Source organism: Dyella sp. 01L423 (assembly GCF_056399945.1).
This window is the reverse complement of sequence record NZ_JBFTSI010000007.1, coordinates 180,305-193,232: the sequence shown is the minus strand read 5'-3', so window position 1 is coordinate 193,232 and position 12,928 is coordinate 180,305. Positions and strand designations below refer to the sequence as shown.

The window sequence follows — 12,928 nt, the reverse complement described above, 5'->3', positions numbered from 1 at the left end:
AGCGCACCCTGTGCGCGACTGCGACCAGCGTCGCGCTGGAAGGTTCGATATCTTTGGGGCCGTCGCGCACAGGGTGCGCTCCCACAAATCATGTGCACCCACAGGTAACGGTTTTTTTCAGCGACGCCGCGAACCGCGCAGGCTGTCGATGGAGAAGCTGGCCATTTCACCGCCGCCCGCCAGGCGCCGCGATTGTCCCGGCGGCGGGCCCCAGGCGTGCGCGGTGACGACCTCCCAGGTGGCGGGAATGCGGCCATCCACACGCATGGTTTCGTAGGCCGCCAGCATGCGCTGGTAATGCCGCTTGCCCAGCAGGTGTCGTTCGCGTTCGCGGTCGGCGTTGGTGGCGCCCAGCCCTTGAAGTTCCTTGAGCAGCTGGCGCGGTTCGCTGTAAGTGAGCGTGTAACGATCCACGTCGAGTACGGGATCGCGCAGGCCGGCGCTGATCATGGCGTCACCCAGATCGTGCATGTCGAGGAAGCGGCTCACGTGCGGCTGCTGGTCGGCGTCGGCCCAGGCGGCGCGCAACTCCTTCAAGGTATCGGGACCGAAGGTGGAGAACACCAGCAGACCGCCGGGCTTGAGCACACGCACGCATTCGCCGAACAGCGCTGGCAGATCATCGATCCACTGGAAGCACAGGTTGGAATGGAGCACGTCCACGCTGTGGTCGGGCAGCGGCAGCGAGGTCGCTTCGGCGCACACGCGCTGGAACGGCTTGAGCCAGCTGATGTTCTTCTTGGCGGCGCGCAGCATGGGCAGCGCCAGATCCATCGCAATCAGCTGCGCCTTCGGATAGCGCTTGCGCAGCAACGCCGTGCCGCGGCCCGGACCGGCGCCCACGTCGATGACGCGTTCCGGTGTTTCCAGGTAGAAGCCCAGGCGATCGAGTAGCAGTGTCTGCACTTCGCGCTGCAGCGCGTCGTGCTGTTCGTAGGTGGTGGCCGCGCGGCTGAAATTGCGGCGTACCTGCCGGCGGTCGAAATGCGAGTCGGTCATCGAAAACTGTCCAGCAGCGGCGCCAGGGCGTTGGCGACCTCGCTTGCATAACCAAAGAACGGCGCATGGCCCGCGTGTGCGATTTCCACATAGCTGCCATGCGCCTGTTCGGCCGACCATGCCATGGCGGGCGGCGGCACGATGCGATCGCGACGGCCGACGATCCAGGCATTGGGCACGCTCAGCGTGGCCAGATCGGCGCGGCGGTCGGCGGTTTCCAGGATGCGGATGCCTTCCTGCAGCACGCGCAGGTTCGGCTCGCCGCGCTGGAAGATCAGGCTGCGCAGGTGGCGTACTTCGGCGATCGGATCGCGGCTGCCCATCGCTTCGAGCGCAATAAAGCGCTCCAGCGTGCCGTGATAGTCGGTTTCCAGATCGTCGGCCAGCTGGCGCACCAGCTTGGGATCGCTGCCATGGGGCCAGCTGTCGTCGCGCGAGAATTTCGGCGTGCCGTCGATCACCCCCAGTGCACGCGCATGCTGCGGATGTTCCAGCGCAGCGGTCATCGCGACCAGTCCGCCAAGCGACCAGCCGACCCAGATCGCCGGCGGCGTCATGCGTGCAATCGCTTCGGCGACGAGCGACGGCTCCAGTGGCAGCGTGCTGTCGCGCGAGTAACCGTGACCGGGAAGATCGACCACGTGCAGGGTGCAGCGATCGGCGAGTGCTTCGCACAGCGGTTCCATCATGCCGCCATGCATGGCCCAGCCGTGCAGGATCACGACGGGGATTTCGCCGTGGCCGTGGGTTTCGATATGCAGGCTCACCCAAGACTCTCGTTGTTGGCGGGCAGGAGCGCAGGCGCCAGGCTCTTGTCCACCGCGCCGCGCTCATCGAATACGAAGCACTCGCCGCGCCAGTGCGTGCCGTCGGTTTCTTCGAAGTACTTCAGGATGCCGCCTTCGAGCTGGTAAACGTTGTCCATGCCGATGTCCTGCATATGCAGCACCGCTTTCTCGCAACGGATGCCGCCGGTGCAGTAGGAGACCACCGTCTTGTTCTCGAAGCGCGTGCGGTCGGCTGCGATGGCATCGGGAAACGCGGTGAAGCTGCCGATGCGATAGTCCACCGCGTTTTCGAACAGGCCGACGTCGGTTTCGTAGTCGTTGCGCGTGTCGATCAACACGACCTCGCGACCGTCGTCGTCATGGCCTTGTGCCAGCCAGCGCTCCAGCGTCGCAGGCGCCACCGACGGCGCACGACCGCCTTCGGGGCGGATGGTCGGCATGCGCATGGTGATGATCTCCTTCTTCAGGCGCACGCGCATGCGGCCGAACGGTACGTCCTCGGAGATCGATTCCTTGGGCTCCAGCCCGGCGAAGCGCGGATCGGTGCGCAACCAGGCCATGAAGGCATCGACGGGTTCGCGCGGACCCGCCAGAAACAGGTTGATGCCTTCGGGCGCGAGCAGGATCGTGCCCTTGAGCGCCAGCGCTTCGCAGCGCTCAAGGATGCGCTCGCGCAGCGCAGGGAGATCGTCCAGGCCGACGAAGCGATAGGCGGAAAGATTGATGATGGACATGACAGGGGAGGGGTACGGCAAGACCGCCATTATACGGGGCCGGCCAGCGGGAGCCGGGAAAGCGCCTCCAGCAGGCGGTCCACCTCGCCTTCCTGGTGGGCCGCCGACAAGGTGATGCGCAGGCGGGCCTTGCCCTGCGGCACGGTGGGCGGGCGGATGGCGGTGACCAGGAAACCCGCCCGTTCGAGCGCCTCGGAGGCCGCCAGTGCGGCTTGCGCATCGCCCAGCAGCAGGGGCTGGATGGCCGTGGGCGAGGGCATCAGCGGCAGGCCGAGTTGCGCCGCACCCGCACGGAAGCGGGCGATCAGGGTGTGGAGTTTCTCGCGTCGCCAGCCTTCCGTTTGCACGAGCCTTACCGCGGCAAGCGTCGCAGCGGCCAGCGCGGGCGGCATGGCGGTGGTGTAGATGTAAGTGCGCGCGGACTGCACCAGTCCGTCGATGAAGGCGGCGGGGCCGGCCACAAACGCGCCGCTGCAACCCAGGGCTTTGCCCAGCGTGGCCATCAGTACGGGGACGTCGTCCTGTGTGAGGCCGGCGGCCGATACGCTGCCTTCGCCGTGCTCGCCCAATACGCCCAGGCCGTGCGCGTCGTCGACCATCAAGGTCGCGCCTTCGCGCCGGCACAGCGCGGCCAGTCCGGCTAGCGGCGCGATATCGCCATCCATGCTGAACACGCCATCGGTGGCGAGCAGCGCAGCGGCCTCGGGTCGTGCGCGCAGCTGGCGCCCGGCGCCTTCCACGTCGGCATGCGGATAGCGCTTCAGCTCGCAGCCGGCGAGCTGCGCGCCATCGAGCAGGCAGGCGTGGTTGAGCTTGTCCTGTACACACACGTCGTCGCGCGTGAGCAGTGCCTGCATCACGCCGAGATTGGCCATGTAGCCGGTGGAGAATAGAAGTGCGCGTTCGCGGCCGGTCCACTCGGCGAGCGCTTCTTCGAGCGCGGCATGTGTGTTGCGATGTCCGCAGATCAGATGCGCTGAACCGCTGCCGACGCCATCGCCGTCGGCAGCGCGTTTGAGTGCGTCGATCAACGAGGGATGCTGCGCCAGGCCGAGATAGTCGTTGCTGCAGAACGACAGCAGGCGGCGGCCGTTGCGTTCCAGCCACATGCCGTCGGCGTGGGTCACCGTGTGCAGGCGGCGGCGCAGGCCGGCCTGTTCACGCTGTTGCGTCTGTGCGGCGAGGCGGGTGAGCAGGTCAGTGCGCATCGTGAGGCGCCTCCCTGTGGGAGCGCACCCTGTGCGCGACCGCGGCGCGGTGGTGTACCTCTGTCATCGATGGTCGCGTCATGCAGCGTGCGCTCCGGGCCCGTCGCGCACAGGGTGCGCTCCCACAGGAGTTAGGGGACCTATCAGGCCGCGCAGTGCTCCACGATATCCGCGTGCACGGTGCCCGAGGTCTCCACCACTTCCAGCGCATGCAGATTCAAGCGCTCGAACAACCGGCGGTCGTGTTCCACGTCCGGGTTGCCGGTGGTGAGCAGCTTTTCGCCGTAGAAAATCGAGTTGGCGCCGGCGAAGAAGCACAGCGCCTGCACGGCGTCGTCCATCTGCTGGCGGCCGGCGGAGAGGCGGACCATCGAGGCGGGCATCAGGATGCGGGCCACGGCAATGGTGCGCACGAAGTCGAACGGGTCGATCGCGTCGGTGCCGCTGAGCGGGGTGCCTTCCACCTGCACCAGCTGGTTGATCGGCACGGACTCGGGATGTTCCGGCAGGTTGGCCAGGGTCTGCAGCAGGCCGGCGCGCTGGTCGCGCGTTTCGCCCATGCCCACGATGCCGCCGCAGCAGGTTTTCAGGCCGGCTTCGCGTACGTGTTCGAGCGTGTCCAGGCGATCCTGGTACTGGCGAGTGTGGATGATCTCGCCGTAGAACTCCGGCGCGGTGTCCAGGTTGTGGTTGTAGAAGTCCAGGCCGGCGCCCTTGAGCGTCTTGGCCTGCTCGCCATTGAGCATGCCCAGCGTGGCGCAGGTTTCCAGGCCCAGGCCCTTCACGGCGCGCACGATCTCGGCGACCTTCTGCACGTCGCGGTCCTTCGGGCTGCGCCAGGCGGCGCCCATGCAGAAGCGGCTGGCGCCGGCGCTCTTGGCGGCCTTGGCGCGTTCGAGCACGGCTTCCACGCTCATCAGCTTCTGTGCCTGCACGCCGGTGTCGTAGCGCGCGGCCTGCGGGCAATACGCGCAGTCTTCCGGGCAGCCGCCGGTCTTGATCGAGAGCAGGGTGGATACCTGTACCGCGTTCGGATCGTGGTGTTCGCGATGCACGCTGTGGGCGCGATACAGCAGTTCGTTGAACGGCAGCGCGAACAGCGCGGCCACTTCGGCGCGCGTCCAGTCGTGACGGATGGGGTGGGCCATGGCGACAGCTCTGGGAGTTGGGGACTGCGACAAGTGTGGCAGCGCGTCTTTTCTTGTCAACTTTAGGTGATAGTCACGGGTTGACGATGCGCGGACGTATGGCTGCCGCTACCATCGAGCCATTCACCAAGCGGGAGTGGCTGGCATGAGTGCGGGACAAGGCAGCTCGGGCAACGTGCTCGCAGCCATCTGCAGTTTCTTCATCCCAGGACTGGGCCAGCTGGTGCAGGGGCGTTTCTGGATCGCGCTGGTGATGTTCGTGCTGGCCGCCATCCTGTGGATCGTCTGGCTGGGCTGGATCATCCATCTGTGGTCGATCCTAGACGCCGCGCTGTTCAAGCCCAAAGCCTGAGCGACCGCTGCGCATGGACGCGCCCGCACTCTGGCGACCCCTGCTCGGGGCACTGCAACGCTTTGTTCTCCCTTATCGGTGCCTGCTGTGTGGCGCCAAGGGCGACGACGGTTTGGATCTGTGCCGCCACTGTGCCGCCGAGCTTCCGCGCAACCAGGCGTGTTGCGCACGCTGCGCGCTGCCCCTGGCGCAAGCGGCCGCGCTATGCGGCCAATGCCAGCGCCGTCCGCCGCCCTGGGATGCAGCTTGGGTGCCATTCCGTTATGCATGGCCACTGGACCGGCTGGAATCGCGTTTCAAGTTTGGCGCCGACCTGGCCGCGGGCCGCGTGCTCTCGTCGCTGTGGTTGCGGGAAGCGCCACCATCGACGATGCCCGCGTGGCTGCTGCCGGTGCCGCTGCATGTCGGCCGGCTGCGCGAGCGTGGCTACAACCAAGCGATCGAACTGGCGAAGCCCCTGGCGAAGCGTCTCGGTCCCGCGTCCCAACGCGATGCCTTGATGCGCTCGCGCGCCACTCCGGCGCAAACCGAGCTGGGCGCCCTGGCCCGTCGCCGCAACGTGCGCGGCGTCTTCACCGCACGACCGCACACGACCTGGCCGGCGCACGTGGCGCTGTTTGACGACGTGATGACCACCGGCGCAACGCTGAGCGAATGCGCGCGTGTGTTGAAGCGGGCAGGCGTGCAACGCGTCGATGTCTGGGCGCTGGCACGTGCGCCAGCGGCGAAAACCTAGGCGGTCTCGCAGGATTCGCCCATCCACTCCTGCAGCTTGCCGTGCCAGAGGCGGTACTTGCGGCGCTGGCGGGTGCCGTTGCCGGGACAGTGGTAGCGGGCCCAGCCGGTGCTGCTCGCCTCGACCGTGCAGCCTGCGCTGAAACAGCTGCTGCCGAGAACCGGCGCGAGACAGCGCAGCGCACGGCGCAGGTCATTCACCGAGCCGCTGCCGAATTGAAACACGAAGATGGCCGATCCATGTTGCAGCGGAAAACGTTGCAGATCGAGAAAGTCGGGATTGCAGGTGAGCAACACCAGTTCGCGCTCTCGCGCATAGGCGGCATGGGCAGCGTCGGTTTGATCGACCAGGCCGCAGTCGGCGGGCGTCCAAACCTGGGCGCCTGCCGAACGCAGCAATTCAACGCCACGCGTTGGAAAGGACGCATCGACGAGAAACCGCGCGCGGCTTTCCACCTTGCCTTCGTCAGGCGCATTGCGATCCCTGGAACCTTCGAGTTCCCGCCACATGACGCTGCACGTCCCCGCTTGCTGCGTTCCAAAGCACGGCCGACCACCAGTGTGTAGCGTGCATGCAACGGCGACGCTGGCGCGGCGATCGGTGGGAATGTCGTGCGCTGTCATCCCGCGTGGCAAGCCACTCGCAGCACGAATGCGCGGAATCGCGATTCCCCCGTGCTTTTCTAACGCTCGCATCGGTACCCCAGCAATACGACCTTTAGGCCAGGGTCGGCAAACGACAACGTTGTCAGTGCGGACTGCGTGCCTCGATCGCAATACGGATGGCATCGGCGCTGGTGGTCGCTCCCAGTCGCTTGAGCAGGCTGGCGCGGTGCATCTTCACAGTCTTCTCTTCGATGCCCAGCAGATCGCCGATCTGCTTGTTGCGCATGCCGCGCGACATGTGTTCCAGCACCTGCTTTTGCCGTGGCGTGAGCGCGCCAACCAGGGCCGAGGCATGGGCGATGCGCTGGTTGTGCGCGCGATCGGGCGTGCCGGAGACGTCCATCTGCGAGCCGATGAAGTACTCGACGTTGCCGTCGGCGCCGATCAGCGGCGCCACCATCACGGCATTGCGGAACGCGGTGCCGTCTTTGCGGTAATTGGTGAGCACGGTCAGCGAGGGTCGCCCGTTGGCGATGGCGTCGCGCAGCAAGGCGCGTTGATCAGGCTCGCTGCCGGCGCCCTGCAGGAAACGGCAATTTCGTCCCAGGATTTCGTCCTCCCGGTAGCCGGTGAGCTCGCAGAACGCGGCATTGACGCAAACGATCGGGTTATCCGGCAGGCGCGGGTTGGTCACCAGTGTCGCAAGGGGAGACAGGCCAATGGATGCGAACAAGGCGCCTTCAAACCCAGCTTGATGCATGTGCGATTTCCTCAGTCACCCGGTGCGCGTGTGACTCCGATTCGAACAGAACGGGTCGCCAATACCAAGCCCCGCGCGCGTACTCGTCGAGGTTTTTCAGACGACCTGCAAGACGCGGGCCGTCCGGCACCAAACCATCGTGGTATCCATGCTGGCTTATTCACGCCGCTCGTCGATCGGGCGCAGCATGAGGGTGTTGTACCCCCAGGAGAGCGTCATGCTGAATTGGCCTGAATACCGCAAACAGCTGCTCGGCCGTATTGGCGAGATCGCCAAGCTGAGTCCCGATACGGTGGCCGGCTACCAGACCCTGTCCGCGGCCGGCAGCAAGACCGGGCACCTGGACGCCAAGACGCGCGAACTGATTTCGCTGGCGGTGGCTGTCACCACCCGCTGCGACGGCTGCATCACCGTGCATACGGCTGAGGCGCTGAAACAGGGCGCCAGCCAGGATGAAATTGCCGAAGCCCTGGGCGTGGCGGTGGCCATGAATGCCGGCGCGGCGCTGGTGTATTCAGCGCGCGTGCTCGATGCGGTCCACAGCTTTCAGGCGGAACGATAGGGGACTGCCCGGTACGAATCGGAGACTACCCAGGCCCCGCATGCGATGGCGGCGGAGATCGCCAGCGCCGTCCAGCCGGTGCGGTCGTGGGGCGCGGCGATCACCGTAGGCACCCAGACCAGCAGGGTGATGATCCATAGCATCGCCGCTTCGAGCCGTGCCGCCAGCTGCGGCAGCACGCCAAGCAACACCGCCAGGCAGGTGGCGATGCTGCAGGCGCCGGTGAAGTACGCCCAGCCGAGCGGATACGGCAGCCAGCTCGGGATCAGCGCTGCCGTCTGCTCGCTGTAAACAAAGTGAGACAGCCCGATCATCGGCAGCGCTAGCGCAAACACCACGCGCGCCGCACGCACCCCGCGTCGTCCGGTGAGGTGACGCAACCACCCGCTGCGTTCCCCCATGTGACAGGCAAACAGCACCCAGGCGCCCGCGAAGATCACTGCAATCTCGCCGAAGCCCAGCCAGGTGGCTTCCATGGATGGCACCACGATCACGGCGGGCAATTTGAGCAGCACCGTCCACACCAGCATGAAGACCACCAGCAAGACCGATGCGGGCTTTGCCCAGTTGCGCAGCAGCAGGCCGATGCCGGCCACCAGTTCGATCAGCGCAAACAGATAGGCGATGGGCCGAGCCCCTGGCATGTGCTCGATAGGCAGGTGTTGCCACACCATGGCGACGTCGCCATAGATGAAACCCAGCGCGCCCAGCGACATCATGCAGAGCGCCAGCCACTGCTGGGAGAGGCGTGCCTGCGCCAGGGGTTCGGCGCCGCTGGGGCTCCACGCGTCGCCGCCTGCCAGCACGGTGGTTGATGCCCGATACGAACGTTCCATGCCTTGCTCCTTCACGATGAACGATCAGAGGGGGAACTGCGCTTCGATGCGAGGACGGCCGACCAGCGGCCGCGGGCTCCCGCGGGAACTCGCCGCGCCATTTAATCGGCAGATACGCCCAGGCGCAATGGAGTGCGATGATGCGCTGGCGAGCCCCGTTCTTTCGATCGCCCAGAGAGGAAGCCAAGGCCATGTATCGCCCCCGTCCCATCGTGAGCCTGCCTGCCGACACGGACGCCGACGGCATCAAGATCTACACGATTGCCGTCGGCCACGACGCCGTGGATATCTCGCGGTATTTGCCGCGCATGGCGGCCATGAAGCGCGCGCGCCCCATCGCATGGTCGGAAACGCCGGCATTCGCTGTCTGCCACGAAGCGGCACAGGCGCGCTATCTGGTACTCGGCTGGTGGGGCAACGACAACGAGATGTTCATCGCGGTGGCGGCGGAAGATGCCACCGGCTGGGTCGAGGATCTCTCGCGCTATTCGTTTTGCCTGTGGGACATGGAAGTGATGTGGCACGAGCGCAATGCGTTCGTCGAAACCATGTATGGCGTGGTGCCCAGTCTTGACGCTTATCGGGCCAATCGGCTGTGCAAGGCGTAGGCGTGAACAAGCTTGGCTGGGCTGCCAAAGGTGTACTGCGGCTGGTGTTCGTGGTGCTGCTCAGCCTGTTGCTGGCGGCGCTTGGTTACGCTGCGATCATTGGATTGGTCCTGCGCTTTCCGCCGCACGCCATCCAGTGATCACGCTCAGGCCGCGCTACTGGCGGCCGCACGCTGCAACAGCAACTCCCGCTCGCGCTCGTTGCGTGTGAGCGAAGCGGCGCGTTCGAATTCCCCGCGCGCTTCGGCGTGCCGACCCAGCTTGCCGAGCAGGTCGCCGCGCACGCTGGGCAACAGGTGATAGTGGCGCAGCAGGGGTTCGTCGCGCAGTGCATCCACCAGGCTCAGTCCGATCTCGGGGCCGAATGCCTGCGCGTGCGCCACCGCGCGATTGAGTGCCACCACCGGCGAGGGCAGGCGGCGTGCGAGCGTGTCGTAGAGCGCGGCGATGCGCGACCAGTCGGTAGCTTCCACGGTGCGCGCTCGCGCATGGCACGCAGCGATCGCGGCCTGCAGTGTGTATGGACGCTCGGCGCCGCCCAGGGCCTCGGCGCGTTGCAGCGCAGCCAGGCCACGTTGGATGAGCAGTTGGTCCCAGCGTCCGCGGTTCTGCTCGCCGAGCAGGATGGGCTCGCCGTGCGGCCCTTGTCGTGCGGCCGTGCGCGACGCCTGGATTTCCATCAGTGCCACCAGCCCGTGCACCTCGGCTTCGGCCGGCGCCAGGCCGGCGAGCACGCGGCCCAGGCGCATGGCTTCCTCGCACAGCGCAGGCCGCATCCAGTCGCTGCCCGAGGTGGCCGCATAGCCTTCGTTGAAGATCAGATAGACCACTTCCAGCACCGAGGCGAGGCGCTGCGCGAGTTCTTCGCCGCGCGGCACTTCGAACGGTACCTGCGCTTCGCTGAGCGTGCGTTTGGCGCGCACGATGCGCTGCGCGACGGTGGGTTCGGGCACCAGGAAGGCGCGCGCGATCTCGCTGGTGGTCAGGCCGCCGAGCAGGCGCAGCGTCAGCGCCACGCGCGCCTCGGTGGACAGCACCGGATGGCATGCCGTGAATATCAGGCTGAGCAGATCATCACCGACCGGATTGTCGAGCATGGCATCCGGGTCTCCCACGGATTGTTCGAGCTGGTCTTCGATCTCGCGCGTCAGTTCCCCTTCCTTGCGACGATGCAGCGCGTGGCGCCGCATCTGGTCGATCGCGCGGTGCTTGGCGGTGGTCATCAGCCAGGCGCCGGGATTGCGCGGCACGCCGGTCTGCGGCCACTGCTCCAGCGCCGTGACCAGCGCGTCCTGCGCCATTTCCTCGGCCACGCCCACGTCGCGGACGATGCGGGCGAGACCGGCGATCAGTCGCGGCGATTCCATGCGCCAGACCGCTTCGATAGTGCGATGGATGTCGGTGGCCGTCATGGCCGCCGATCACAACACCATGCCGCTGACGGCGCAAGTTCGCGCGCACCATGCCGCCGTCCGAATCAGGGCGGCGACATCACCATCCAGTGCACACCAAAGCGATCGCGCAGCATGCCGAAGCTCGAGGCAAAGAACGTCTTGGACAGCGGCATGGCCACCTCGCCGCCGCCTTCCAGCAGGGCCTCGAACGAGCGCTTGGCCTCGCTATCGTCCTTGGCGTTGATCACCAGCGAGAAGCCGCGAAAATCCGGCGCGCCGCCGCATTCGCCGTCCGATGCATTGACCAGCGACTCGCCAATCCGCATCGAGGCGTGCATGATTTTCTCGCCATGCGGCGGGCGTGGGCCGGCGGCCTGGTCGCCCGGCTGTTCGGGGCTGTCCTTGAATCGCATCAGCGTTTGCACCTGCGCGCCCACGGCCTTGCCGTAGAAAGCGAGGGCTTCCTCGCAGCGGCCGTCGAAGAACAGGTATGGCTGGATCAGCATGGCTACGTCTCCTGGCGGTTTCAGTGTGGATCGCCCATGCGGGCGCGCTGCTGGGCTTCGAGTTCGCGTGCCTCGGGCGTGAATGCGTCGCCGAAATCCTCCGCTTCGAACACGCGGCGGATCTCGATCTCCGAGGCGCCGTCCTCGAACGGATTGGGTGCGCGCTTCATCCACTCGATGGCTTCTTCCAGCGAGCTCAGCTGCAGCACCCAGAAACCGGCGATCAACTCCTTGGTTTCCGTAAACGGGCCGTCGATGACGGTGCGCTTATCGCCCTCGTAGCGCACGCGCGCACCGCTCCTGCTGGGGTGCAGGCCCTCGCCGGCCAGCATCACCCCGGCCTTGACCAGCTCCTCGTTGAAGCGGGTCATTTCGGTCAGCAGTTTCTCGCTCGGCATCTCGCCGGCTTCGGAGGCCCGGGTGGCCCTGACCATGGCTACGAATCGCATGTGCTTGCTCCTGTCGTGGTGTGGCTCTTATGCACACGACGAACGATCCCGCGTGGAATCGACAGGGTAGGCGGGGGAAGTTGCAAGCCATGTGGATATCCCCTGTGGGAGCGCACCCTGTGCGCGACGCAACCTCGCCCGCCGCCGCGGCGGCGGGCTGTCGCGCACAGGGGAAGAGGGGTGAGGCGGCTTAGCGGAACGCCAGCGCCAGCACGATGCCGATCCACACCGCCATACCCAGCCAGTTGTTGTTGCGGAAGGCCCACAGGCAGGCGGCACGGTCGTGGCTGCGGATGCGCCACATCTGCCAGCCGAACAGGCCGGCGGCCACCAGCAGGCCCAGCCAGTAGGGCCACCCCAGCGTGGCGCGTTGGCCCACCAGCAGCATGGCCAGCAGGAAGGTGGCCATCAGGATGCCCAGGATGGGCAGGTCCGCGTCGCCAAACAGGATGGCGGTGGACTTGGCGCCGGCCTTGATGTCCTCGTCACGGTCCACCATGGCGTATTGGGTGTCGTACACCACCGACCAGATGATGTTGGCGATGAACAGCAGCCAGCCCACCGGCGGCACGGTATTCATCACGGCCGCGAACGCCATCGGGATGGCCCAGCCAAACGCCGCGCCCAGCACGACCTGCGGCAGGTGCGTGTAGCGCTTGGTGAACGGATAGATCGCCGCCAGCCCGGCGCCTGCGAAGGACAGCCAGATGGTGAGCTTGTTGGTGAACAGCACCAGCACGAACGAGAACACCAGCAGGCTGGCGAACAAGATCAAGGCCTCGCGCGGCGTCACGCGCCCCGCGGCGATGGGCCGCCCCGCGGTCCGTTCCACCTGGGGATCGAGCTTGCGGTCGGCGAAATCGTTGATGGCGCAACCGGCCGCGCGCATCGAGAACACGCCCAGTGTGAAGATGACCAGCAGCTTCAGCGGCGGGAAATCCGAGGCCGCCAGCCACAGCGCCCACCAGGTCGGCCACAGCAGGAGCAGCGCGCCGATCGGGCGATCCATGCGGGTCAGCACCAGATAGTCGCGCGCCTTGCTGCGATAGGGCGCCGGCAAGCGTTGCAGCAACCAGTCGAGCACGCGCGTCGCGCGGGAGGAACTATCCGCCGGCTGTGCGGTGCGCGTCGGCTTGGGGCCCACGGCGGGGCGCGGACGCGGTGTATTCGTGGTCGGCAGGTTGCGCCGCTGGCGCTTGCGGGAAGTAGGAGCCATCCATCAAGTGTAGCGTGGCCCACCGTC

Annotated in this window: 17 protein-coding genes; 5 read left to right on the top strand and 12 right to left on the bottom strand. The window is 66.5% G+C overall.

From position 1 onward, the window contains the following. Positions 1-117 precede the first annotated feature (117 nt). From bioC to bioB, 5 genes are all read right to left on the bottom strand, one after another. Positions 118-999, bottom strand: coding sequence for a malonyl-ACP O-methyltransferase BioC (gene bioC / locus AC1DMY_RS18195; RefSeq protein ID WP_477166277.1), 882 nt, complete (start codon positions 997-999; stop codon positions 118-120). Beyond that, positions 996-1,766, bottom strand: coding sequence for a pimeloyl-ACP methyl ester esterase BioH (gene bioH, locus AC1DMY_RS18190; protein ID WP_477166276.1), 771 nt, complete (start codon positions 1,764-1,766; stop codon positions 996-998). Before bioH ends, bioC begins: the two co-directional genes overlap by 4 nt. Continuing rightward, complete coding sequence (locus AC1DMY_RS18185; RefSeq protein ID WP_477166275.1) at positions 1,763-2,521, bottom strand: sulfurtransferase; 759 nt, start codon at positions 2,519-2,521, stop codon at positions 1,763-1,765. The genes bioH and AC1DMY_RS18185 overlap by 4 nt, the downstream gene beginning before the upstream one ends. 29 nt (positions 2,522-2,550) lie before the next feature. After that, a complete protein-coding gene (gene bioF, locus AC1DMY_RS18180) occupies positions 2,551-3,729 on the bottom strand; it encodes an 8-amino-7-oxononanoate synthase (RefSeq protein ID WP_477166274.1) in 1,179 nt (392 codons plus the stop codon). A gap of 143 nt (positions 3,730-3,872) precedes the next feature. Further along, positions 3,873-4,877: a biotin synthase BioB gene (gene bioB, locus AC1DMY_RS18175; RefSeq protein ID WP_477166273.1), complete on the bottom strand. Its 1,005-nt coding sequence runs from the start codon at positions 4,875-4,877 to the stop codon at positions 3,873-3,875. 145 nt (positions 4,878-5,022) lie between these two features. On the opposite strand from bioB, the gene AC1DMY_RS18170 reads away from it, so the two are divergent. Both AC1DMY_RS18170 and AC1DMY_RS18165 read left to right on the top strand, forming a co-directional pair. Further along, the gene (locus AC1DMY_RS18170; RefSeq protein WP_477166272.1) at positions 5,023-5,229 is read left to right on the top strand and encodes a hypothetical protein; all 207 of its coding nucleotides are present in this window, start codon (positions 5,023-5,025) and stop codon (positions 5,227-5,229) included. A 13-nt stretch (positions 5,230-5,242) separates the two neighbouring features. Then, positions 5,243-5,965: a ComF family protein gene (locus AC1DMY_RS18165; RefSeq protein WP_477166271.1), complete on the top strand. Its 723-nt coding sequence runs from the start codon at positions 5,243-5,245 to the stop codon at positions 5,963-5,965. Here the strand turns inward: AC1DMY_RS18165 and AC1DMY_RS18160 are convergent. Both AC1DMY_RS18160 and AC1DMY_RS18155 read right to left on the bottom strand, forming a co-directional pair. Continuing rightward, complete coding sequence (locus AC1DMY_RS18160; RefSeq protein ID WP_477166270.1) at positions 5,962-6,474, bottom strand: DUF5615 family PIN-like protein; 513 nt, start codon at positions 6,472-6,474, stop codon at positions 5,962-5,964. The genes AC1DMY_RS18165 and AC1DMY_RS18160 overlap by 4 nt on opposite strands. Positions 6,475-6,712: 238 nt before the next feature. Beyond that, a complete protein-coding gene (locus tag AC1DMY_RS18155) occupies positions 6,713-7,330 on the bottom strand; it encodes a PAS domain-containing protein (RefSeq protein WP_477166269.1) in 618 nt (205 codons plus the stop codon). 217 nt (positions 7,331-7,547) lie between these two features. Between AC1DMY_RS18155 and AC1DMY_RS18150 the strand changes: the two genes are divergently transcribed. Beyond that, on the top strand, positions 7,548-7,892 hold the full coding sequence (locus AC1DMY_RS18150; RefSeq protein ID WP_477166268.1) for a carboxymuconolactone decarboxylase family protein: 345 nt from the start codon (positions 7,548-7,550) through the stop codon (positions 7,890-7,892). Here the strand turns inward: AC1DMY_RS18150 and AC1DMY_RS18145 are convergent. Further along, positions 7,877-8,728, bottom strand: a complete 852-nt coding sequence (locus AC1DMY_RS18145; RefSeq protein ID WP_477166267.1) for a DoxX family membrane protein — start codon at positions 8,726-8,728, stop codon at positions 7,877-7,879. The two genes, AC1DMY_RS18150 and AC1DMY_RS18145, sit on opposite strands and share 16 nt — an antisense overlap. Before the next feature lie 191 nt (positions 8,729-8,919). Between AC1DMY_RS18145 and AC1DMY_RS18140 the strand changes: the two genes are divergently transcribed. Together AC1DMY_RS18140 and AC1DMY_RS18135 are read left to right on the top strand one after the other, a co-directional pair. Next, entirely contained in the window at positions 8,920-9,336 is a 417-nt protein-coding gene (locus tag AC1DMY_RS18140; RefSeq protein WP_477166266.1) for a hypothetical protein, read from the top strand. 2 nt (positions 9,337-9,338) lie between these two features. Continuing rightward, positions 9,339-9,476 (top strand): hypothetical protein, encoded by a 138-nt coding sequence (locus AC1DMY_RS18135; RefSeq protein ID WP_477166265.1) that lies wholly within the window; start codon positions 9,339-9,341, stop codon positions 9,474-9,476. A gap of 6 nt (positions 9,477-9,482) precedes the next feature. Here the strand turns inward: AC1DMY_RS18135 and AC1DMY_RS18130 are convergent, their stop codons facing one another. The 4 genes from AC1DMY_RS18130 to ubiA form a co-directional block, all read right to left on the bottom strand. After that, on the bottom strand, positions 9,483-10,748 hold the full coding sequence (locus AC1DMY_RS18130) for an RNA polymerase sigma factor (protein WP_477166264.1): 1,266 nt from the start codon (positions 10,746-10,748) through the stop codon (positions 9,483-9,485). Between the two features lie 65 nt (positions 10,749-10,813). Then, complete coding sequence (locus AC1DMY_RS18125; protein ID WP_477166263.1) at positions 10,814-11,236, bottom strand: VOC family protein; 423 nt, start codon at positions 11,234-11,236, stop codon at positions 10,814-10,816. Between the two features lie 20 nt (positions 11,237-11,256). Further along, entirely contained in the window at positions 11,257-11,685 is a 429-nt protein-coding gene (locus AC1DMY_RS18120; RefSeq protein ID WP_477166262.1) for a YciI family protein, read from the bottom strand. Between the two features lie 190 nt (positions 11,686-11,875). Beyond that, the gene (ubiA, locus tag AC1DMY_RS18115; RefSeq protein ID WP_477166261.1) at positions 11,876-12,901 is read right to left on the bottom strand and encodes a 4-hydroxybenzoate octaprenyltransferase; all 1,026 of its coding nucleotides are present in this window, start codon (positions 12,899-12,901) and stop codon (positions 11,876-11,878) included. Between the last annotated feature and the right edge of the window lie 27 nt (positions 12,902-12,928).